Raw genomic sequence first — 23,506 nt, forward strand, 5'->3', positions numbered from 1 at the left:
GCTGCGGGTGGGGAGGAATTGCGGCGGGATTGCGGTATGAGGGGGTGCAGGGTTCGTCAGGCTGATTTCGAACGCTTACGATCCTCTGCGTGTCCAAACTGACCGACGTGCCCAAACGGATCCTGATCGGCCGGGCGCTACGCAGCGACCGCCTCGGAGAAACACTCCTTCCCAAGCGGATCGCCCTTCCCGTCTTCGCCTCCGACCCGCTCTCCTCCGTGGCATATGCCCCGGGCGAGGTCCTGCTGGTCCTGTCGATCGCGGGCGTGTCGGCGTACCAGTACAGCCCCTGGATCGCGCTCGCGGTCGTCGTGCTGATGTTCACCGTCGTGGCCTCCTACCGCCAGAACGTCCACGCGTACCCGAGCGGTGGCGGCGACTACGAGGTCGCCAACACGAACCTCGGGCCCCGGGCCGGCCTCACCGTGGCCAGCGCCCTGCTCGTCGATTACGTCCTGACCGTCGCCGTGTCGATCTCCTCCGGGGTCGAGAATCTCGGCTCCGCGGTGGATTTCGTGATCGAGCACAAGGTGCTCTCGGCGATGGTCATGATCCTTCTCCTCACACTGATGAACCTGCGCGGTGTGAAGGAATCCGGGAAGCTCTTCGCGATCCCGACCTATGTCTTCGTCGCCGCCGTATTCGTCATGATCGGCTGGGGTGCCTGGAAGGGCATCGTCCTCGACGACACCATGACGGCCCCCACCGCGAATCTCGAGATCAAGCCCGAGCAGCAGGGCCTGGCCGGCTTCGCGATGGTGTTCCTGCTGCTGAGGGCCTTCTCCTCCGGCTGTGCCGCGCTGACCGGCGTCGAAGCCATCAGCAACGGCGTCCCCGCCTTCCGCAAGCCCAAGAGCAAGAACGCGGCCAGCACCCTCGCCCTCATGGGCGCCCTGGCCGTCACCATGTTCTGCGGGATCATCGGCCTGGCCATGGCCACCGACGTGCGGATGGCGGAGAACCCCGCGACCGACCTGCTCGACAACGGCGTCCCCGTGGGCCCCGAATACGTCCAGCACCCGGTCATCTCCCAGGTCGCCGAGGCCGTCTTCGGCAACGGCAGCTTCCTGTTCATCCTGCTGGCCGCGGCCACCGCGCTGGTGCTGTTCCTGGCCGCGAACACCGCGTACAACGGCTTCCCGCTGCTCGGCTCGATCCTCGCCCAGGACCGCTACCTGCCGCGCCAGCTGCACACCCGCGGCGACCGGCTCGCCTTCTCCAACGGCATCGTGCTCCTCGCGGGCGCGGCCATGCTGCTCGTGTGGATCTACGACGCCGACTCGACCAAGCTGATCCAGCTCTACATCGTGGGTGTGTTCGTCTCCTTCACCCTGAGCCAGATCGGCATGGTCCGGCATTGGAACCGGCACCTGAAGACGGAGCGCGACGCCGCCGCCCGCCGCAGGATGCACCGCAGCCGGGCCATCAACACCTTCGGCGCCTTCTTCACCGGCATGGTGCTGGCCGTCGTCCTCGCCACCAAGTTCACGCACGGTGCCTGGGTGGCCCTGCTCGGCATGGTGATCTTCTACGGCACCATGACCGCGATCCGCAAGCACTACGACCGCGTCTCCGCGGAGATCGCCGCCGCCGAAGGCCCCAGCGAGGACAGCGTCCGGCCCTCCCGGGTCCACTCGATCGTCCTGGTCTCCAAGGTCCACAAGCCCACGCTGCGCGCCCTGGCGTTCGCCAAGCTGACCCGCTCGGACACCCTGGAAGCGCTCAGCATCAGCGTCGATCCGGCCGAGACCAAGGCCCTGCGCGAGGAATGGGACCGGCGCGGGATCAACGTCCCGCTCAAGATCCTCGACTCGCCGTACCGGGAGATCACCCGCCCGGTGATCGAGTACGTCAAGGGCCTGCGCAGCGAGAACCCGCGCGACGCGGTCAGCGTCTACATCCCCGAATACGTCGTCGGCCGCTGGTACGAACACCTGCTGCACAACCAGAGCGCGCTGCGCCTCAAGGGCCGGCTGCTCTTCACGCCCGGTGTGATGGTCACTTCGGTGCCCTACCAGCTGGAGTCCTCGGAGCTCGCCAAGCGGCGGGCGAAGAAGCGCCAGGACTGGAACGCCCCGGGTGCGGTGCGCCGCGGCCCGGTGGACAGCCCCGTCAGGTCCTCGCCGCCGAAGGAGCCCTCCTCCAAGGGCTAGGCAGGTGCCAGGCAAGTTGGTGAACGGCCGGACGAGATCCACGTAAACTGGTGGGTCGGTCGTCCGGCCGTTTTCCTTTTCAGTTTTTTGGAGTCTCCCCACCATGACGAGCGCCGAGCAGAACGAGAAGCAGTCACTGGTCGGGGAGGAGTACGAGGTCGAGGTCGGCCCCGTCGCGCACGGGGGCCACTGCATCGCCCGCACCGCCGACGGCCGGGTCCTGTTCGTCCGCCACACCCTCCCGGGGGAGAAGGTGATCGCCAAGGTCACCGAGGGCGACGTGGACTCCCGCTACCTGCGCGCCGACGCGATCACCGTGCTCGACGCCTCCAAGGACCGCGTGGCGGCCCCCTGCCCGTACGCCGGCCCCGGCAAGTGCGGCGGCTGCGACTGGCAGCACGCCAAGCCCGGCGCCCAGCGCCGGCTCAAGGGCGAGGTCGTCGCCGAGCAGCTGAAGCGGCTCGCGGGGCTCACCCCGGAGGAAGCCGGCTGGGACGGCACCGTGATGCCGGCCGAGGGCGACAAGCTGCCGGCGGGCCAGGTCCCGCAGTGGCGCACCCGCGTACAGTTCGCCATCGACGAGGACGGCAACGCGGGCCTGCGCAAGCACCGCTCGCACGACATCGAACTGATCGACCACTGCATGATCGCGGCGCCGGGCGTCAGCGAACTGGGCATCGAGAAGCAGGACTGGCCCCAGATGGCCACGGTCGAGGCGATCGCGGCGACCGGCTCCCAGGACCGCCAGGTCGTCCTGACCCCCCGCCCCGGCGGCCGCCTCCCCCTGGTGGAGCTGGACAAGCCGGTCTCCGTCCTGCGCGTGGAGGAGAAGGACGGCGGGGTCCACCGCGTCCACGGCCGCCCCTTCGTACGGGAGCGCGCCGACGGCCGTACGTACCGCGTGGGCATGGGCGGCTTCTGGCAGGTCCACCCGCAGGCCGCGGACACCCTGATCAAGGCCGTCATGCAGGGCCTGATGCCGCGCAAGGGCGAGATGGCCCTCGACCTCTACTGCGGCGTCGGCATCTTCGCGGGAGCCCTCGCGGAACGCCTCGGCGAGACCGGGGCCGTCCTCGGCATCGAGTCGACGAAGCGCGCGGTGGAGGACGCCCGCCACAACCTGGCGGACTTCCCGCGGGTCCGCATCGAGCAGGGCAAGGTCGAGCAGATCCTCCCGAAGACCGGGATCACGGAATGCGACCTGGTCGTCCTGGACCCCCCGCGCGCGGGCGCGGGCAAGCAGACGGTCCGCCACATCACGGGCCTCTCGGCGCGCCGCATCGCCTACGTGGCGTGCGACCCGGCGGCCCTGGCCCGCGACCTGGGCTACTTCAAGGAGAACGGCTACAAGGTCCGCACCCTCCGCGTCTTCGACCTCTTCCCGATGACCCACCACGTGGAGTGCGTCGCGATCCTTGAACCGATCGCGAAGGGCGCCTGACCTGCGGTTTGTGGGGTCGCCGTCCGCTTCACCTGTTTCCGCCCGTCCAACAGGTGAAGCGTGTGACTGGTCGGCTATACGCGCCTAACCTGCGGACATATTGGGGTCGGTGATGTCACTGCACGCCGTGGCTGCTCGCCCCACAGGTTCTTGACGCTCGCTCTGAAAGCCCATCACGTTGGGCGGGCGGGGTTCGACGTCGCCGTGTGGCTCGGCTGATAGGGGCCCGTGGTTGCCGGGTGTCGACCTGCAACAGTCCGCGGAGCTCTCGTAGGGGTCCAACGCGGCTGGTTCTCGACCACCTGCTGCCGAGGTGCCTCAGCGACCCTTCGTCGGGCTGATAGGGGCCTTTCGCCCGAGTTCTCGCACCCCGATGTACACCGGCGTGTGCGTCACGGTGCGAGGAACGGGCTCGGTGCGCCGTGCCAGGAGACCCGCAGGACCTCACGTGCGCGAGTGCAGGCGACGAAAAGGAGGCTCAACTCGCCGAGCAAATCTTCTCGGTGCTGCTGAGCGTCCACTTCTGCGGGTGTCAGGGCCGAGGCCAGAGGGACGACACTGTCGCTCACACCGGCGACAGCGACGGAACGGAACTCCAGACCCTTCATGCGGTGCATGGTGCCGATGGAGACGCCGTCGCCGGACGCCTGAGCCGTGCCGAGGAGACGAACGGGCAGATCTGCTTGTTCGAGCGCGTGCGCGATCTCCTTGCCCAGTTGCAGGTGTCGAACGGCCACCCCGATCTCGCTCGGTTCCACACCGCCGTCCACCCACTGGGCGATGCAAGACGTGAGGTCCGCGATCTCGTCCGCCCTGTCGGCCGATGCCCTCAGCTCCGGGTTCCCGCCGTTCAGCACGGACCGGTACCCCGTCAGCGAGTCGGTCCCGCCGTCCATGTCGTCCAAGCTCTGCCCGTTGAGCAGGGAGGTCGACCACTGCAGGATCTCGTGTGTGGTGCGGTAGTTGATGCGCAGCCGGTGGGATCTGCCGGTCACGTTCACGCCGAGGCTGCGCAGTGACACCTTGTTGCCGTAGATGCGTTGGTGTGTGTCTCCGGCAATGAACAGATCGTCGGGTCCGGGGGCGACCGATGCCCGCAGCAGGCGCCACTGCGCCGGGTGGAGGTCCTGGGCTTCGTCGATCACCACGTGGCGAAAAGGGCGGTCGGTACGCGGCTCCAGCAGCCGGGCGGCCTCGGCGCACACCTGGAGGAAGGTCCATTCCCCGGCCTGGCGCAGTTCCCGTGTGAACCCCTCGACGGCACGCCAGACCTGGGCGCGCCGCAGCGGACTGAGCGAGGTGCCCCGGCCGCTGCGCGACGCCTTGAGGTACGCCTCGGGCGAGCGCAGGTCCTGGGCCAGGACGACCTGTCGCCATTCCTGGTCGAGGAAGACGTCGCTGTAGTCGAGCCCGAGGCGGCGGGCGAGGGCGTTCCAGCGGGAGTTGATCTCCTTCTGGCTGGTCAGAATGGTCAGCGGGCCGCCCCGGTCCTCGCGCACGAGCTGATTCGCGAGGGCGTCGACATTGACGACGCGAATCTTCGCACGCAGCGCCTCGTCCGGGATGAGCAGTTCGAGTCCGTGGCGCAGATCGGCTGCGAGGTTCCTGGTGAAGGTCGTGAGCAGCACCGATTCGTCGGGCGCGTCGTCAGGCAACTGCTGCGCCAGATGAAGAGCGCGGTGCAGGGCGACCACGGTTTTGCCGGTGCCGGGGCCCCCGGTTACCCGGGCAGGCCCGTTGTAGGACGGGTGGTAGGCGATGCGCCGCTGACTGGGGTGCAGGAAGATCCGCCATGCGTCGAACGGTCGGGACAGGACGTCCAGCAGCTCCTCGGGCCCGGAGAGTAGGGCGATGCGCCCCTGCGAGCGGGCCATGGCGGCGGCGAGTTCGTCTTCGGCCGGGGTCTGCTGCGCCTCGGTGGCGGCGGCGCGTTCGGCGTGTACGGCCACGGACTCGCGCCAGACGTCCTCCGGGGACAGCCCCGCGGCCAGGCCGGCGAGCACGTCGTACTGCTGCTCGGGCAGGATCTTGCGGAGCGCGTCGAGATGAGCCTCGGTGCTGAGGTTCCGCACGAGCGGGAGCAGATCGGGGTCGATGCCGAGGCGCGTCAGTTCCTTGTCCGCGATCTCGGCGAAGAGCAGGCTTTCCGCCGCCGTCGGGGCGTGGTGCACGTCGGCGGTGGCTCGCTCCAAGGCGATGTCGTCGCGCAGTTCGATGCCCTGGGTCGCAGAGTTCACCGTCGCCCGATGGCTCAGTGCCCAGGCGATGGCGGCGTCGTGCGCCATGACCTTCAGCAGGAGGAAACTGTCTCCGGAGTCCGGTGCGAGAACGACGCCGCGCATGAACCTGCTGACGCGGATGGTGCGGATCCGGGAGTCCCGGGGGTTCTCCAGTTTTTCCAGGTGGAGCCCGGCATGGCGGTGCTCGCGGAACTTGTCGAAGACCTCGTGGACCCGCTTCTGGACGGGCTTCTCCAGCTTGGCGAACTCAAGGAGGAAGTCCTTGTGGATTCCCAGTGTCGCCATGTGTGCCCCCGGGCCGTGCGTGATCCGACGTTTCGACTGATCACCGTACGGTATGGGGCGACAATGTCAGGCCGGCGCCGAGGATTTGGGGAGGACGCGCGTGCACGCTCAGGAGACCACGTTCAGCAGGCTGGTGCAGGGGGAGCAGCAGTTCCAGGTACCGCTCTACCAGCGCACCTACAGCTGGCAGCGTGACGAGCTGCGGCAGTTGTGGGACGACGTGCAGGAGCTGGTCGAGGACGGGCTGGAAGGGCGGCCCGGCTCGGGTCACTTCCTCGGTTCGGTCGTGCTGGCGCCCGAGCGGGTGGCCGCGGGCGGGATGCAGCGCTGGCTCGTCGTCGACGGCCAGCAGCGGATGACCACCCTGATGCTCGCGTTCACGGCGTTGCGGGACCACCACCGGGACCGGGGCTCGGCGAAGCGGGCCGCCCGGATCAACGACCTCATCCTGGTCAACACGTACCAGGACGGGCACGACGGCTACCGGCTGCTGCCGACGCAGGCGGACCGCGAGGCCTACACGGCCTGCGTGGACAGCCTCCCGAAGGCCGGAGGAGCCGGGAACGTCGGAGCTGCCTACCGCTTCTTCGTCGCCGCCCTCGCCGACGGCGCCGAGAGCGGTGGTGAGGTTTGGATGGACGCGGTGGAGTCCGTGCTGGGCGAGGGCCTGTCGATCGTTGCGATCACCGCTGCCGAGGGCGACAACGTCTACCGAATCTTCGAGTCCATCAACAACACCGGTGTCGGGCTCAGCCAGAGCGACCTGCTGCGCAACTACCTCTTCATGTGCCTTCCGAGCAGGGGCGAGGACGTCTACCGCAAGCGGTGGCTCCCCATGCAGGAGCTGCTCGGGCCCGCCCATCTGGAGCTGCTCGTGTGGCTGGACCTCGTCGTCGGAGGGAACAGCCGGGCCAGGCAGAGCGAGATCTACCGGGACCAGAAGAAGCGCCTGGAGCCGCTGAGCGGGGACGAGGCCGCGCTGGAGGCCGAGATCGCCCGGTTCTCCCTGCGCGCCGACCGCCTCATGCGGATCCTGGAGCCCGCGAGGGAAGCCGACCCCGGGCTGCGGGCGGTACTGGAGCGCCTGTCGCGGTGGGGCGGTCAGACTCACTACCCGCTGGCCCTGCACCTCCTCGACCTCGTGGACGACGGCAGGACCACGGCCTCGGAGGCGGCGGAGGCCCTCGGATTCGCGGAGAGCTACATGGTGCGGCGCCTCTTCGCGGGCCTGTCCACGACGGGCAGCAACCGGGTGTTCATGGAACTCCCCAAGGAGCTGGACAAGGACGGCTCCCCGGCCGAGGTGGTACGCCGGTTCCTTTCACGCCCCCGCACGGGCGCTCGCGTATGGCCCGGCGACGAAGCGGTCCGTGAAGCCGTCCGCACCCGCCCCTTCTACAAGACCGGCCGCAGCAACCAGCGCTTCCAGATCCTGCGCCGGCTGGAGGAGAGCTACGGGTCGAGCGAGCCCGTCGACTACGACAAGGCACCGCTGACCGTCGAACACGTCCTGCCCCAGAGCCCGGCCCAGCAGTGGTTCGACCTGCTGGCCGAGGAAGCCGCGGACGGCGAGAGCCCCCAGGAGATCCACAACCTGCTCGTCCACACCCTCGGAAACCTCACTCTCTCGGGTGAGAACGCACGCCTCTCCAACCACCCCTTCCACCGGAAACAGGAACTGCTCGACTCCAGCGCGCTGCGGATGAACCAGCAGATCGCCGCACAGGAAGCCTGGGGCCGCCGGGAGATCCTCGCCAGGGCCGACGAACTGGCCGACCGGGCCGTGGGGCTGTGGCCCGGGCCGTTGGAGGAGGCCGTGCAGGCGGACGACGAGTGGGCGGGCTGGCGGGAGTTGAGGGAGATCCTGCTCGCCGTGCCGGCCGGGACCTGGACGTCGTACGGTGAGCTGGCCGCCCTCATCGGCACCAGCGCCATCGCGGTCGGCAACCACATGGCTGCCAGGACCGGACTGCACTGTGCCTACCGCGTGCTGACCGCCGACGGCCGGATCGCGGGCGGATTCCGATGGACCGACGGCCGGCACTCCGGTGACCCGAAGGACGTCCTGGAAGCCGAGGGCGTGCCCTTCGACGAGAACGGCCGCGCCTCGAAGGCCCACCGGCTGAGCAGCGCCGACCTGGCGGTCCTGGTGGGCAGGGAGCTGCCGGAGGAGACCCCGGCGGGGTCGGCCGCACCGCAGACCGGTGCCGACGAGGCCGGGACCCGCTTCGAGGCCCTGCTGCGGGCCAACCAGACACCGGAGGTCGTCGAAGGCGTCCTGGCGGCACTTCGCTTCTGGGAGGAGCAGGGCGGCCACCACGTCTACGGGAAGGCGAACGAGACCAGCTGCTTCCCGACCGTCGACGCCGGCGGGCCGGGTGCCCCGCGGGCTCTGTGGCCGATCGGCATCTACCCGGTGACGGGGACGGCGGAGGTCGTCTTCCAGTACCTCAAGCGGCGCCCGCCGTTCGACGACGAGCCGCTGCGCCGCGCCTTGATGGAGCGGTTCAACGCCATCGACGGCATCGACCTCGCCGAGGCGAAGCTCGACCTGCGCCCCTCCTTCCCGCTGGAGGTCTTCGCCGCGCACGCCGAGAAGATCCGGTCCGTACTGGAGTGGTTCATCCACGAAGTCGCCCTGGCGGAAGCCCGCCGCCCGATCGACGACGACCCGGCGGTGTTCTGACCCGGTGGCGGCCGGAGTGCCCCACCTGGCCGGATTCCGCCCTTAACGGAAGATCACTGCTCGGGTAGCCTGCCCGGGCAGTGATCGGTGTCACTCCGGACGTGGGTGCGTGGCGGGTGGCCTGCGACCGGAGCACGGGGGCGCATGGAGCACAACAACCACCAGGGCTGGTACGGAGAGACCTTCGTGGCCGCGATCGCCGCGGCGGCCGGATTCCAGGTGGCTGTGCCGTATCCGGACATCGGCAAGGACCTGATCCTGGGCCGGGACCACGAGGAGCCCGAGCTCGATGTCCAGATCGCCCTCCAGGTGAAGACGCACCGGGTGGAGAGCATCCCGGACGCGGTGACCGGGTTCAAGATCACACTGTCGGTGTCGCAGTTCAAACGGCTCCGCGGCAAGCGGCAGGTGCCCGTCTACCTGGTCGTCGTGCTCGTGCCGAAGGACCCGGCGGACTACATCCGCACGGACGAGGACGCCCTCGTGCTGCGCCGCTGCGCGTACTGGGTCTCGCTCGAACACCACGTCCCCGCACAAGCCGGCCGGGAGAGCGTCACTGTCACTGTTCCGCGCGACAATCTGCTCACGGTCGACGCTCTGCACGAGTTCTTCGCCCGGGCGTGTGAGGAGGTGCCCGCACCATGACCACGATCGGCGTACCCGAGGACGAGCTGGAGCGGCTGCGACCGCATGACGTCGCGCACTACCTCCGCAGCAGGGGCTGGCAGGAAGCCGGCCGGGTCCGCTATAGCCGCCGCTGGGAGAGGGACTGGGCCGGCCGGGCGCGGCGCCTGCTGCTGCCCATGGACACCGGCCTGGCGGACTTCGCGGACCGCATGGCGGATCTGGTCGGAGCACTGGCCGAGCTGGAGGCCCGGCCGCCGACCGCCGTTGTGCAGGACTTGTGGGCGACCGGTCTCGATGTGCAGTACATCCGGACCATGCCGAGCACGCCGTCCGGCACGATCCCCGTGCAAGCGGGAGTGCTCGCCGTGACAAGCGCCCGGGACCTGCTGATGGCGGCGGCCTGCCACACCATCGAGCCGCGGCTCGTCCAGTCGCGCCGGAAGCCGCGAGCCGCGCGTGACTTCGTGGACAGCGCCCGCTTCGGACCCACCGTGCCGGGCAGCTACATCCTGAGCGTGCAGGTGCCGCTGCCGGAACGGGACCTACAGCCGTCACTCTTCGGCGACGACCCGGAACCCTTCGCGCGGAGCGTCTCGCGCAGGATGTACCGGGCCGTGGCGGCGGCCCGCACGGCAGCCGAGGACGCGATGGACGCCGACGACTCGGCCCCCTTCGCGGATGCCGTGGGGCAGGGCGTCTCCGCGGACCTGTGCGAGGCGCTCGCAGGCATCGGCGGGAACGACGGCCGGGGTGCGGGCACCGCGCACGCCTTCTCGATCGACTTCGCCTGGTCGCCGAGATGGCACGTGCCGCCCATGGAATCCGTGGCGCCCTTCTCGCCCCGCCTGGTGCACGTCCTGCGCGACGGGGCCCAGGACCTGCGCCGACAGGAGCCGGAGCCCGGAGTGACGGTCATCGGCCGCTCGACCAAGCTCAAACGTGCCGCGGAGTACGGCCCCGGCGAGGTGACCGTCGAGGCGATCGTGCTCGGAGCGGAGGGCGAGGTGGGCCCGAAGCGCCAGATCCACGTGAGCCTGGCGGAGGACGAGTACACCCGTGCCACCGATGCCCATGCGCAGGGCCGGACGCTCAAGATCGAAGGCGATCTCGCACGCCGGGGCACCTATTACGAGCTGACCCGCATCACCGCCTTCGACGTGCTGTGACGGCCCGGCCGCAGCCGGTGCACCGAAGTTCCACGAGCGTGGCCGGGCGGGCTTTCGTACGTGTTTGAATGACTGTGATTGACGTGAAAATCGCCCTCACGGGGCGGTATGGAGGGGCGGAGACCCGATGACGACGCCGACCACCGACCTGGCGGGGGTGGCGCAGCGGGCGGTACGCCGCCGCGCCGACGCGCAGGACCACACCGCCGTACCCGAGATCAGCGATCTCGTCGAGGTCCGCGGGCAGCGCTGGGTCGTGGCCGACGTCGATCACGGCACGGGTTCCGCGGCGATCAGCGCGCCCGGCACCCTCGTCACGCTCAACAGCGTCGAGGACGGCCGTTACAACGACACCCTCTCCGTCATCTGGGAGATCGAACCCGGCCGCCGCCGTCTCTTCGCCGGCTCCCTCCCCGAGGTCACCGCGGAGCGCTTCGACCCGCCGGAGCGCCTGGCCGCCTTCCTGGACGCCGTCCGGTGGTCCGCGGTCACCTCGGCCGACGTGCGTACCCTCCAGGCGCCCTTCCGTTCCGGCGTCGCCGTCGAGCCGTACCAGCTCGAACCCGTCTCCCGGGCCGTGGCCGCGCCCCGCGTGAACCTGCTCCTCGCGGACGACGTCGGCCTCGGCAAGACCATCGAGGCGGGCCTGGTCGCGCTGGAGCTGATCCTCCGCAACCGTGCTCACAAGATCATGATCGTCTGTCCGGCCGGCCTCACCGTGAAGTGGCGTGACGAGATGGCCGAGAAGTTCGGCCTCGACTTCACGATCATCGACTCCGAGCGGGCCGCCGCGGTCCGCCGCACCCACGGCAGCGCCGCGAACCCCTTCAACATCCACCCGCGGTGCATCGTGAGCCTGCCCTGGCTGCGCGGCCCGAAGGCCCAGCGGCTGCTCGCCGAGGTGCTCCCCGCCCAGGACGCCGAAGCGGTCGTCCCCGGAAAGCGCGCCTTCGACCTGCTCATCCTCGACGAGGCCCACCACGTGGCGCCCTCCGCGCCCAAGCAGTACTACCCCGTCGACTCCCAGCAGACGAAGCTGATCCGCCGGCTCGCCCCGCACTTCGAGCACCGGCTGTTCCTGTCGGCGACCCCGCACAACGGCTACCAGCAGTCGTACACGGCCCTCCTGGAGATCATCGACAACCAGCGCTTCGCGCGCGGCGTCGAGCCGGACCCGCAGGCCGTCGAGGACACCGTCGTCCGCCGCCTCAAGACCGACATCCGCGACCCGGAGACCGGCGAGCGCCGCTTCCTGGAGCGGAAGACCACGTCGCTGCCCGTCGAGTACACCGAGGACGAGCGCCGCATCCACGCCCTGCTCAAGGAGTACGCCCAGCTCCGCCGGGCCAAGCTCGGCACCCGCTTCAAGGGCGGCCGCAAGGCGGCCGACCTGGTCACCCTGCTGCTCAAGAAGCGGCTGTTCTCCTCGCCCGACGCCTTCGCCCGCACCATCGAGGTCTACCTGGAGACGCTGCGGACCAAGAAGCAGCAGGCGGCCGAGGAGGTCGAGGACTGGCAGGAGACCTTCTTCGACGATTACGCGGACTACGACGACGAGCCCCTCGCCGAGGCCGAGGACGACGCCATCGCCCGCGCCACGACCCTCCAGCCCGGCACCGACGGCGACGAGTCGGCCCTGCTGGAGCAGATGCGCGAGTGGGCCCAGCGCCACCAGGCGCAGGCCGACTCCAAGGCCCGCGAGCTGATCACCTACCTGAAGGCCAACTGCCTGGCCGAGGGCGGGCACTGGCTCAACGAGCGCGTCGTCGTCTTCACCGAGTACCGCGACACCCAGGTCTGGCTCCAGAACCTGCTGCGCGACCACGGACTCGGCGGCGACCGCGTCGCCCTCCTGCACGGCGGTCTGAACGCCGAGGACCGGGAGCAGCTCCGCCTGGCCTTCCAGGCGGAGCCCACCGAGAACCCGGTACGCATCCTGCTGGCCACCGACGCGGCCAGCGAGGGCATCGACCTCCAGCGGCACTGCCACCGGCTGGTCAACTACGACATCCCCTTCAACCCCAACAAGCTCGAACAGCGTATCGGCCGCATCGACCGCTACGGCCAGCTCACCGCCCCGGAGGTCGTGCACTTCGTCGGCAGCGGCTACGAGAAGAGCACCGACACCTACGAGGCCGACCTCGAATTCCTGGCCCGGGTGGCGGTGAAGGTAGCCCGCATGGAAGAGGACCTCGGCAAGGTCAACGCCGTCCTCGCCGACGCCGTGCAGCGCCGGATGACCGGCGACCTCGGCACCGACTTCGACGTGGAGCGCGCCGAGGTCTACGCCGGCCGCAAGGCCAGGAAGGGCGGCGGGAACGTCGCCGCCGAGCGCGACGCCCAGGCCCAGGCCCAGCGCCTGAGCGAGCAGGTCGCGGGCACGGTGGACTCCCTCGGCATCACCCCCGAACGGATCGCCCGCGTGGTCTCCACCGCGCTGCCGCTCGCCCGCCAGCAGGACATCCGGCCCGTCCTCGACGAAAAGGACGGCGCCGACGGCTTCTACGAGGTCCCCACCCTCACCGGTTCCTGGGAGCGGGCCTCCCACGGCCTCGCCGACAAGCTGCGCCCCGAGATCCGGCGCCCGGTCACCTTCGAGGCGGCCAAGCTCAAGGACAGCCACGGCAAGGACCGCGACGACGTCGTCCTCGCCCACCTCGGGCACCCCCTCGTCGCCATGTCCACCCGGCTGCTGCGCGCCGCCGTGTGGAACAAGGAGCAGATCGACCTCGCCCGCGTCAGCGCCGTGATCAGCGACCACCCCGAACTGGAGACGACCCTCGTCGGCGCCTTCGCCCGGTTCGTCCTCGTCGGCGCCGACGGCGTGCGCCTGCACGAGGAGATCCTCCAGGCGGGCGGCTGGCTCCGCGAGGCGGAGGGTGCGGGTCAGCCCCGCTTCAGCCGCCTGGAGAAGACCACCACGGTCCGCGACATCCTCGACGACGCTTTCGCCGACCACGCCACCCAGGCCGCCCCGGTCCTGCGCGGCAAGCTCGCCGATGCCTGGCCGCACGTGAGCGAGGGTCTTGTCTCGGCCCTGGAATGGCGGGCCCGCAACCGCCAGACCGCACTGGAGACCCGTCTGGAGACCCGCCGCCGCGTCGAGGCCGAGCGGATCACCGCCCAGATCGACCGCTTCCGCGAGTCCCTGCGCCGGGCCATCGGCAAGCCTGCGGAGCAGGAGGAGGTCGGCCAGATGGAGCTGGCCTTCGACGAGGTCGAGCAGCAGCGCCGGGACCGCGAGAACTGGGAGCAGCGCCGGGACGCGCTGGAGAGCGAGAAGCAGCGCGAGCTCGCCGCCATCGCCGCCCGCTACGAGCGGCCCAAGGCCCTGCTGTTCCCCGTCGCCGTCGTCTTCGTCGTTCCCCGCCGGGAGGCCGTGAAGTGAGCACCACCCACCGTACGAACACGGGCCGCGGCAAGACCTGGAGCGGAGCCCCCGCCCCCGACGGCCGGCAGGACCACCTGGACTGGCTCAGCCTGGTCGACGTATCCGGCCCCTTCCTGACCCTGCCCGTCCTGCTCAAGACCTGGCCGCAGCTCGACTCGATCGACAAGCCGCTACGGGCCCGACTGCGCTACGAGCACGGCGTCTGGCAGTCGGATCCGGCGGCCGGGCAGGGGGCATGGACGGACTTCGTCCTGAACGAGCTCCTGGGCTGGGGCGACGCGCTGCGCGAGGGCACGGAGTTCTCCGAGGCACTCGCCGTGGACGTCCCCGAGCACGACGAGCGCATCGCCCCCACCTTCGCCCTCCTCGAACCGGGCAGCACCGCCCAGGACACGGCCGGACTCGTCGCCGACTGCGCCATCCTCGGCATGACCGTCCCCGCGGGCCGCCACCCGTCCCAGCGCATTCCGGGCTCGGCCTGGGCGGCGACCCCGGTCGACCGCATGGCACACCTGTGCCGCCACCACGGCGTGGAGCTCGGCCTGGTGACGGACGGCCGCTGGTGGACCCTCGTGTGGGCGCCGCGCGGCGGTGTCACGACGTCGGCGCTCTTCGACACGGTCGCCTGGACCGAGCCGGTCGAACGGGTCGTCGTACGCGCCTTCCTCTCCCTGCTCAGCCGCCGCCGCTTCTTCGCCGTCGAGGACGCGGAGATGCTGCTGCCGCTGCTGAAGGAGTCCCTGGACAGCCAGGAGGACGTCACCGACGCCCTCGGCGTGCAGGTCCGCCAGGCGGTGGAACTGCTGGTGGAGGCCATCGGCCGCGCCGACGTCACCGAGCGCGCGCGGGGCGGCAACGGCCTGGCCGACGTACCGGCCCAGGACGTCTATCGCGGTGCCGTCGCCGTCATGATGCGGGTCGTCTTCCTCCTCTTTGCGGAGGAGCGCGGGCTGCTGCCGAGCGACAACGAGCTGTACGTACAGGCCTATTCGGCCGGCCGGCTCTGCCAGGAGCTGGAGGACCGGGCGCGGGAGACGACCGAGGACGACCTGGAACAGACGGGGGTCGGCTGGCACCGGCTCATCGCGCTGTTCAACGCGGTGTACGGGGGAGTGGACCACCCGGCGCTGCGGATGCACGCGTACGACGGCTCGATCTTCGACCCGAACTCCTTCCCGTGGCTGGAGGGTCGGGGCACGGCGGACGGCGATCCGACGGACCCGCTGCCCATCGACGACCGGACCGTCCTGCACATGCTCCAGTCGGTGCAGCACGTCTGGATCGGCACGGGCAAGAAGCGGGAGCGGCGCCGGCTGACCTTCCGGACACTGGACGTCGAGCAGATCGGCTACGTGTACGAGGGCCTCCTCTCGTACCAGGGCCGCCGCGCCGAGGACACCATCGTGGGCCTCGTCGGCAAGGCGGGCCTGGAGGCGGAGGTGCTGCTGACCCGGCTGGAGGCGCTGGCCCGTACGGAGGGCGAGGGGCTGGGGGCGGTGCTGGCGGAGGAGTACAACAAGACGACGGGGCTGGGCAGCGCGGCCAAGGTGACGAAGCTGCTGGAGCCGCTGTCGGATGTGGAGCGGGCCGCGGCGCGGAGCAAGCTACTGGCGGCGACGGGCAGCGACACCGAACTGACGGACCGGCTGCTGCCGTTCTATCGCCTGATCCGGCGTGACCTGCGGGACCTGCCGGTGGTGATCGGCGCGGGTGGGCTGTACGTGACGGAGTCCTCGCTCCGGAAGAACACGGGGACGCACTACACCCCGAAGTCCCTGGCCCAGCAGGTCGCAGACGGCGCGCTGGAGCCTCTCGTCTACGAGTACGGCCCGCTCCAGACGGCGGACCGGAACCAGTGGCGGCCCAAGTCCTCGACGGACATTCTGAAGCTGAAGGTCGCGGACATCGCGATGGGCTCGGCGGCGTTCCTGGTGGCTGCGTGCCGCTACCTGGCGGGCGCGCTGGTGGAGGCGTGGAGCCGCGAGGGCGATGCGCGGGCACTGGCCTACCTGGAGGCGGCGGACTCCCTGTCGACGTCGGCGGTGGAGGCCGAGGCCGAGCCGGTGATGGTGGAGGCGCGTCGGCAGATCATCGAACACTGCCTGTACGGCGTGGACATCAACCCGATGGCCGTGGAGATGGCGAAGCTGTCCCTGTGGCTGGTCTCCATGGACCGGGACCGGCCGTTCACGTTCCTGGACGACCGCCTGGTGGCGGGCGACTCGCTGCTGGGCATCACGTCGGTGGAGCAGCTGGAGGCCATGCACCTGGATCCGGTGCGGGGCCGTCGCATTCACGGCGACGGCATCGACTTCACAGGTGGCGTGCGGCGGGTCATCGCGGAGGTAGCGGAGGAGCGCCGCAAGCTGGCCGGCATCCCGGGCACGGGCCTGGAGGAGCTGGAACAGAAGCGCGCCATGCTGGCCTCGGTGCGGGAGAAAACCCGCCAGGCGAGCGTCTTCGCGGACCTGGTGGTGGGCGCGGCGCTGGCCGGTGCGGGCCGGGCAGAGAAGGACCAGGACCAGCTGTCGTTCGCCGCGGTGACGGCGGCGCACGCGGTGTCCGACGCGGGGGACGACGAGGAGCTGGCTGCTGCCGAGCTGGGGCGGGCGGAGACGCTGGCGCGGGGTTGGCTGGCCACGGGCAAGCCGGCGGGCGCGTTCGAGCGGGAGCCGGTTCATTTGCCGCTGGTGTTCCCGGAGGTCTGGGAGGAGCGGGGCGGTTTCGACGCGGTAGTCGGGAATCCGCCATTCCTGGGCGGAAAGAAGTTGACGGGCGCATCGGGAGAATCTTATCGAGAGTATCTCGTGAAGGAGATTGGGTGCGGCGCGCGAGGAAGTGCCGATCTGGTGGCCTACTTCCTCCTCCGGGCTAATGATTTGCTGAGCGACATTGGTCAAATCGGCGTGATTGCAACGAACACTCTGGCTCAGGGTGACACTCGGGAGGTCGGGCTTGATCAGCTCATTTCTTGGGGAGTGGAGATTCGGCAATCAGTCAAAAGTTCTCCCTGGCCGTCTCGGAGCGCCGTACTGGAATATTGTGCGGTGTGGGCAAGTAGATCAGTTGTTGCTGAAGCCGGACTGCGGATAGCGGATGGGGTGCCTGTTCCGGGCATCACTTCGTCTCTCGACGCTGAATCCCGCGTGGTCGGCGCAGCGCATAGGCTCGCTGAGAACCAGGGCCTAGCCTTCATCGGATCATATGTCCTTGGCTTGGGTTTCACTCTTTCGCCTGAGGAGGCTCAGGAACTGCTTGCCGAGGATGAAAGATACCGGGATGTGCTGTTCCCGTACCTTAACGGCCAAGATCTAAACTCTCGGCCAGACAGCTCGCCAAGTCGCTGGGTGATTAATTTTCACGACTGGAGTGAGGGTGAGGCCAAGAAATATCCCAAAGCGTATGATCGGGTGCTAAGGCTGGTGAAGCCGGAGCGAGATAGAAACAACCGTAAGGTTTACCGCGAACGCTGGTGGCAGTACGCCGAAAAACTTCCTGCGATGCAGAGGGCTATTGCAGGGATGAGTCGAGTTTTGGTGATCACGCGGGTCAGTAAGGTTGTTATGCCGGTGCTGGTTCCGACTGGGCAGGTTATGAGCGAAGCGACCGTGATCGTTGCTAGTGACGACGTGGCGATGCTGGCGTTCATGAGTAGCTCGGCTCACTACTGGTGGGCAATTAGTCGATCATCGACAATGAAGGGTGATCTTCGGTATGCGCCGACTGATGTCTTTGGAACGCTGGCGCGCCCTTCGCTGACGGAACCCCTTCGCTGCCTGGGCAGCCAGCTGGATGTACGTCGCCGAGCCATCATGCTTGAACGAGGTGGCCTCACCGTGACCTACAACCTGCTCCATGACGAGAGCTGCATGGACGTTGACATCGTCGAACTCCGCGAGATCCACCGAGGCATTGACGAAGAGGTTGCCCGTGCCTACGGCTGGGACGACCTCCTGAGTCAGCCAGGCGGGCTTGATCACGGGTTCCATGACACCCGGCAGGGGCCCCGTTATACCGTCGGCCCGGTCGTCCGGCAGGAGATTCTTGACCGGCTGCTCGAAGAGAACCAGCGGCGTTACGCGGCCGAAGTCGCCGCCGGTCTGCATGACAAGAAGGGCGCCAAGAAGAAGGTGGCGGCCCCGGCCCAGCGAAAGTCGAAGCCTCCGGTGGAGGAGCCGCCGAGCCTGTTCTGACGGCAAGGGCGGGGGCGCGGTGGGCCGGTCAGCGCCAGTGGCGTACCGGTCCGCCGCCGGCATTACGGTCGCGGGCCACCTTGATCGCGACCCACGGGCCCAGAACGAAGACGTTCCCGTCCTCGAACTCCAGCCGTTTCCGCCGCCCCCGCAACTCCCTTACATCCCGCACCCGGTGCGGAATTCCGCCCACGGCGATCACATCCCCTCGCCGCACCCCATCGGGCATGACCTCCAGGGTCTGCATCATGCGCTGCATGTCCAGACCTCCTACCGCCGAGGCGCAAGGCTTCGCTTGTTGGCCTCGCGGACCTTGGCCAGGAGTGCCTCATGGCAAGTGACGCCGACCGTGGCGTCTTCGGCCGAGTCGGTCTCCTCCTCCGGCTCGGGCGCTGACTCCTCGGTCACTGGGCGCACTTCCTCAGGGCTGCCGCCAACTTCCACGCCACATCAGCCCGGCAGCAACCGAGTTCCACCAGTGGCGACAGGTAGTCGCTCGTCAGCGACACCAGATCCACCCCGAGCGACGGCAGCACCACATCCACCCCCGCCAACGCCTCGCGCAACTCGTCCCGTGCCGCCTCTGCCTCCCGCATCTTCTCCGCCGAGCGCACGCTCATGCCCGCGTTCATGTCCGCCTGCCTCCTTGCCGATCACTGTCTTTCAGCGATGAGCATGGAGGCGTAGCGCTACGCTCACCAGGGGTAACGGTTTTCGGAGCATCGGAACGAAAACGGGAGTCGCCAGTGCCCGCACCGAAGGAACTCGACCCAAGCGCCTCGCTTGCCGCGCTCTACGGCTCGAAGTTACGCAAGCTCCGCGTCCGTGCTGGACTCACACAGCGGCAGTTGGGCGACAAGATCCCGATCGCTCACAGTCGGATCGCCCAGTTCGAGCTGGGCAACGAGGTGCCCCCGGAGGACGTCAACCGCCGCCTGGACGAGCTGCTTGCCGCAGACGGCGACCTCGTCGACTTGTGGAGTCACGTCAAGCCGATGCCGCATCCGCAGTATGCGCGCAGGTTCATGGACCTTGAGCCCAAGGCCGTCAAGATGCTGAAGTTCCTGTCGCAGGTCGTGCCGGGTCTGTTGCAGACAGAGGCGTACGCGCGGGCACAGATGCGCATTGGTGATCCCCGCGAGTCCGACGTGCGGATCGAAGAGCGGGTGCAGGCGCGGCTGGCGCGGCAGTCGGTCCTCCGCGGTGACAGCCCGCCGTTGCTCTGGTGCATCCTTGACGAAGCGGTCCTACGGCGGCCGATTGGAGGCCCGCTAGTGATGGCCGAGCAGCTGGCCCACCTGGTCGCCTGGGCCCATACGCCGCATGTGGTCTTGCAGGTATTGCCGTTCGCCGCGGCAGGCAGCCACCCCATGCTGTCGGGATCGCTGACGATCATGAGCTTCAGGCGCGGACCAGATGTGGTCTACATCGAGGGTGTCCGCAGTGGAGAACTTCTGAAGGATGCGGCTGAAGTCGCTGAATATGCCCTTGCCTACGATCTGTTGCAGGCCAGTGCTCTGCCGCCGGACAAGTCGCTGGCCGTCGTCCATGACTTCCTGGAGGAGTACCGAGCATGCGCACCACTCGAAGTGAGCTGAGCAACGCCAGGTGGCGCAAGAGCACGTACAGCAACGAGGAGGGCGGTGACTGTCTGGAGGTCGCTGACCAGGTTCCGGGCGGTGTCCCCGTGCGGGACAGCAAGGCGCCCGCCGGGCCGGTGATCCTCGTCGGGAACGCGGCTTGGAGCGCCTTCGTGCAGCACTTGCGGGAGGCGTAGGGCGGGTCGCTGCCGGGGCGCGGAATCCTGGACCCCGGTGCGGCGCGGCGCCCTTCAAAGGAACGGGAGAGAACCCACCCAACCAAACCGGGGTCCCAACTCCCGTCGCCACACGATCGGGTGAAGGGCACGGCACGCACCCTGACCGGTGGGGTACCGTCGGCCGCAACAACCCCATACACGCAGACGGCCCCCGACAGGACGGCAATCCTGACGAGGGCCTGACCGATCCGGAAGATGAGACCTTCCCGATGGCTGATCCGCAGTCTAACGCGGTCGCGCCCGCGCGCCCCGTGAATCCGATCCCCACAGACGCCCCCAGCGCTGGCGTGATCCACTTCCGCCACCGCCACACCGACCGGTTCACGGTCGTCGGCAACCACCTGGCCCAGCATCCGCGGCTCTCCGCCGTCGCGCTCGGGCTCGCCGTCTACATCCAGTCCGTTCCGGACGGGGTCAGCGTGACCGCCAAGGCCCTCACCCTCCGCTTCCGCGAGGGCGAGACCACCATCCGGCGCGCTCTCAACGAGCTTGAGGAAGCCGGGTATCTGGAGCGGCGGCGGATTCCGCTCGGCGGCGGCCGGTTTGCGACCCGCACCCTTGCGTATGACAAGCCAGGCTGTGCCCTAGTTCCTGAAGCCGCGCCAGTTCCGGCGCAGCCTGCCGTGCCTCGCACCGAAGCCGAGCCCGTGCCAACCGCCCCCACAGGACCGGCGGCAGACCTCCTGGCCCGGCTGCGGACGGTCGACGCCCGCCTGATCCTCTCGGTGCGGGACGTCCAGCGGCTGAGCCCCGCCGTCGAGGAGTGGCTCGCCCGGCATGCGACCGCCGAGCAGATCACCCGCACCCTCACCGCCAACCTGCCGCCCGCGCCCATTCCCATCCATCACCCGCCCCGCTTCCTGGAGCACCGGCTCACCACCCTCCTGCCGCCGCCCCTACCGGTGTCCGCGCCCGTGCCGCAGCGCCCACGGCCCGCGCCCCTCATCACGTGCGACGGCTGTGAACGTGCCTTCCGCAGCCACCTTCCCGACGCCCGGTGCGGGGACTGCGGGCCCGCGCCGGACCGGTCCGTCGCGTGAGCAAGTGCGCCCGCTGCCGACGGATGTGGGCTTCGCCCTGGTCAGGACGTGGGAGAACGGTGATCATGGAGTGACTGTCAGTGGGGGCCCGTAACGTCGAGCGAGTCAGTCACCGACCGTGGCCGCCTGCCCCCGTCTCTGGAGTGTCGCCCGACCATGACGTCCCCCGCGCCGTACGCCTCCACCTCCCTCGCCGACCTCCTGCCCGCCGTCCGCTACGCCGATCCGCAACTCCTCGCCGCCCGGCTGGAAGACGTACGGCTGCCGCTCGGCTGGTGGCACGCAACACCGTTGATGGAGATCGAGCGGGTCATCGGCGCCGAAGCGCTCAGCCACCAGGTGGCCCAGGCGCTGCGTTCCCTGTGGCCGCACGTGGAGCTCGGGGACGTGGTTCCCGTACTGCGGCTGCTCGGTACCCCGGGAGTCGAGCCGGGCAAGACGGTTGCGCAGATCGCTCGGGAAGCCGGGCCCGGGGTCGTGGACGGGGACCGGGTGCTCGCGGCGGTGTTCGGCTCGATCCTCGACCGGCTGCACCAGCGCGGCGTACCTCGGGAGGAGAGCGACGGGGCGCGCGTACGGGATGCGGTGTCCGTGATCGCCCGGTGGCTGCCGGCGGACGCACCGGCCGAGGTGCGTGCCGCGCTCGCCGTGCTCCAGGGGTTGGAGGAGCAGCCCGAGGACGCGCCGGTGCCGCTGCCGGTGGAGTGCTCCGGGGCCGTCGAGGAGCCGGCCGGGGAGCAGCCTCAGGACGTGGAACTTCCGGCGCCGCGTGAGGCCTTCGACGACCACGAACCGGCCGCGGAGGTCGACGAGCCGGACGTCATCGAGGATGCGGGCCCGTCGGTCGACCCTGCGCTGATGGCCGAGCCTTTCGCCGCGCTGACGCGCCTGGTCGGCGGCTGGGACGAGCGCGCGCTCGTGATCGCCGGGCAGCGGATGTTCACCGATGAGCCGGTGAAGCTCCAGGACCTGGGCGAGCGGTTCTCCGTCAGCCGGGAGCGGGTCCGGCAGTTGGAGCGCGCCGTTGCGGACTCGCTCACGCAGTGGATGGTGGTCGACGAGGACGGCCGGGCCTTCGCCGGGCACCTGGCGGCCGTGGCCGAACGGCTCGGCACCGTGGGGCAGGTGGCCGAGGTGCACGCGCTGCACCCGGACCACGTCCGCACCGTGGAGGCGTTGGGCGTTCCGCTCGGGGACGTCGTGGCGCGGCTGCTGCCCGGCGGGACGCTCGTCGGGTCCTGGGTCGTGCAGGGCGACGCGGCAGCCCTGCGGGCGGTCATGCAGGAGGACCTGCTCGCCGCCTGTGGGGACACCCCGTTGGCCTGGGACGAGGCGGTCGCCCTCGGGCAGCGTTATGGGGTGCGGGGTGAGGTGCTCGCCGACTGGGCGGCCGACCTCGGACGCTTCCAGGTGCGGGACGGACGGCTGCTGTACTGGGGCCGGTCGCTCAACGACCGCGCCGCCGCCGTGCTCGCCCTGCACGGCAAGCCGATGTCCATGGAGGACATCCACGAACAGCTCGCCGACGGCACCGCCATCAACAGCATGCGCAACCAGATCTGGACCGACGAGCGCTTCCTCCGCGTCGACCGCAACCTGTACGGACTGCGCGCGTGGGGCGGCGAGGAGTACCTCGGCATCCGGGAGATGATCGCCCGAGAGATCGCCAACGCGGGCGGGGAAGCCGAGGTGAACGCGATCGCAGAGGCCATCAGCGCCCGCTTCGACGTATCGGCGGCATCGGTCCGCACCAACCTCGGTGGACCCGGCTTCGCCCGCACCCGCCGCGGCTGGGTCCGCGTCGCCGACCAGGCGAGCGAGCAGGACGCACCCTACGTACCGCGCAACGACGTCGCCGGTACGCGACGCTGCTTCGTCGGAGCCGACGGACGCTGGTGGTACCGGGTGGAACTGACCACCGACCACCTGCGCGGCTCCGGCTTCCCCGTGCCCGCCGGCTGGGCCGCCCACATCGGCGGCGCCCCCCACCGCGAACCGTTCCAGCTGCGCCACGACGTCGGGGAGACCTCCCTGACCTGGCGCGCCCAGCCCACCTTCGGCTCGGTGAAGCCGCTGCTGGAGCACATCGGGGCGACCGCCGGAGACCAGGTCTTCCTCAACGTGACCGACTGCCACCTCAACGCACTGCGGCTGCCCGCACCTCCGGACGGACTCAGCCCCGAGACGGGGGCCGCCCGGCTCACCGGCTGGACGGCCGCGGTGACCCCGGCGGAGGCGGTGGAGGTGATCGCGCGGCGGATCGGCATGGAGCCCGGTCAGGAAGGTCCCGCTCTGCTGGAGCGGCTGGCCGAGCGCGGGGACAAGGACATCGCCGAACTGCTCGAACGGGCCCTGTCCGGGGCGGTACCGGCATTCTGATGTCAGCCGTGCTCGCTAGCATCGGGATCACGACCGGCTGTCACGGTCCGGGCGGCGTCGGCCGCGCTGTGGGGAGGGGCCCGCGA

The 23,506-nt window shown here is 69.5% G+C and carries 14 protein-coding genes; 11 read left to right on the forward strand and 3 right to left on the reverse strand.

Annotated elements, in window-relative coordinates:
• The first annotated feature begins 89 nt into the window (after positions 1-89).
• Positions 90-2,153, forward strand: coding sequence for an APC family permease (locus OG594_RS32480; protein ID WP_266605853.1), 2,064 nt, complete (start codon positions 90-92; stop codon positions 2,151-2,153).
• A 103-nt stretch (positions 2,154-2,256) separates the two neighbouring features.
• Positions 2,257-3,594, forward strand: coding sequence for a class I SAM-dependent RNA methyltransferase (locus OG594_RS32485; protein ID WP_266605855.1), 1,338 nt, complete (start codon positions 2,257-2,259; stop codon positions 3,592-3,594).
• A 392-nt stretch (positions 3,595-3,986) separates the two neighbouring features.
• Here the strand turns inward: OG594_RS32485 and OG594_RS32490 are convergent, their stop codons facing one another.
• On the reverse strand, positions 3,987-6,119 hold the full coding sequence (locus tag OG594_RS32490; RefSeq protein WP_266605857.1) for a UvrD-helicase domain-containing protein: 2,133 nt from the start codon (positions 6,117-6,119) through the stop codon (positions 3,987-3,989).
• Positions 6,120-6,219: 100 nt separating this feature from the next.
• Between OG594_RS32490 and OG594_RS32495 the strand changes: the two genes are divergently transcribed.
• The 5 genes from OG594_RS32495 to OG594_RS32515 all read left to right on the forward strand — a co-directional run bounded on the left by OG594_RS32495 (position 6,220) and on the right by OG594_RS32515 (position 18,182).
• Positions 6,220-8,805, forward strand: a complete 2,586-nt coding sequence (locus tag OG594_RS32495; protein WP_266605859.1) for a DUF262 domain-containing protein — start codon at positions 6,220-6,222, stop codon at positions 8,803-8,805.
• Between the two features lie 144 nt (positions 8,806-8,949).
• Positions 8,950-9,450, forward strand: coding sequence for a DUF4365 domain-containing protein (locus tag OG594_RS32500; RefSeq protein WP_266605861.1), 501 nt, complete (start codon positions 8,950-8,952; stop codon positions 9,448-9,450).
• Entirely contained in the window at positions 9,447-10,598 is a 1,152-nt protein-coding gene (locus OG594_RS32505; protein WP_266605863.1) for a hypothetical protein, read from the forward strand. Before OG594_RS32500 ends, OG594_RS32505 begins: the two co-directional genes overlap by 4 nt.
• 127 nt (positions 10,599-10,725) lie before the next feature.
• Positions 10,726-13,986 (forward strand): DISARM system SNF2-like helicase DrmD, encoded by a 3,261-nt coding sequence (gene drmD / locus OG594_RS32510; RefSeq protein WP_266605865.1) that lies wholly within the window; start codon positions 10,726-10,728, stop codon positions 13,984-13,986.
• A complete protein-coding gene (locus tag OG594_RS32515; protein WP_266605867.1) occupies positions 13,983-18,182 on the forward strand; it encodes a type IIL restriction-modification enzyme MmeI in 4,200 nt (1,399 codons plus the stop codon). Before drmD ends, OG594_RS32515 begins: the two co-directional genes overlap by 4 nt.
• A gap of 28 nt (positions 18,183-18,210) precedes the next feature.
• Here OG594_RS32515 and OG594_RS32520 read toward each other — a convergent pair whose 3' ends face one another.
• Together OG594_RS32520 and OG594_RS32525 are read right to left on the reverse strand one after the other, a co-directional pair.
• On the reverse strand, positions 18,211-18,441 hold the full coding sequence (locus tag OG594_RS32520) for a hypothetical protein (protein WP_266605869.1): 231 nt from the start codon (positions 18,439-18,441) through the stop codon (positions 18,211-18,213).
• A 145-nt stretch (positions 18,442-18,586) separates the two neighbouring features.
• Positions 18,587-18,814, reverse strand: coding sequence for a hypothetical protein (locus OG594_RS32525; RefSeq protein WP_266605871.1), 228 nt, complete (start codon positions 18,812-18,814; stop codon positions 18,587-18,589).
• A gap of 114 nt (positions 18,815-18,928) precedes the next feature.
• Here OG594_RS32525 and OG594_RS32530 point away from each other — a divergent pair, with 114 nt between their 5' ends.
• From OG594_RS32530 to OG594_RS32545, 4 genes are all read left to right on the forward strand, one after another.
• Complete coding sequence (locus OG594_RS32530) at positions 18,929-19,780, forward strand: helix-turn-helix transcriptional regulator (protein WP_266605873.1); 852 nt, start codon at positions 18,929-18,931, stop codon at positions 19,778-19,780.
• Complete coding sequence (locus tag OG594_RS32535; RefSeq protein ID WP_266605875.1) at positions 19,756-19,959, forward strand: DUF397 domain-containing protein; 204 nt, start codon at positions 19,756-19,758, stop codon at positions 19,957-19,959. The genes OG594_RS32530 and OG594_RS32535 overlap by 25 nt, the downstream gene beginning before the upstream one ends.
• Positions 19,960-20,288: 329 nt before the next feature.
• Positions 20,289-21,041 (forward strand): hypothetical protein, encoded by a 753-nt coding sequence (locus tag OG594_RS32540; RefSeq protein ID WP_323185360.1) that lies wholly within the window; start codon positions 20,289-20,291, stop codon positions 21,039-21,041.
• Between the two features lie 156 nt (positions 21,042-21,197).
• On the forward strand, positions 21,198-23,420 hold the full coding sequence (locus tag OG594_RS32545; protein WP_266605879.1) for a hypothetical protein: 2,223 nt from the start codon (positions 21,198-21,200) through the stop codon (positions 23,418-23,420).
• Positions 23,421-23,506: the final 86 nt, after the last annotated feature.

It is taken from the genome of Streptomyces sp. NBC_01214, from assembly GCF_026340975.1.
Lineage (GTDB): Bacteria > Actinomycetota > Actinomycetes > Streptomycetales > Streptomycetaceae > Streptomyces.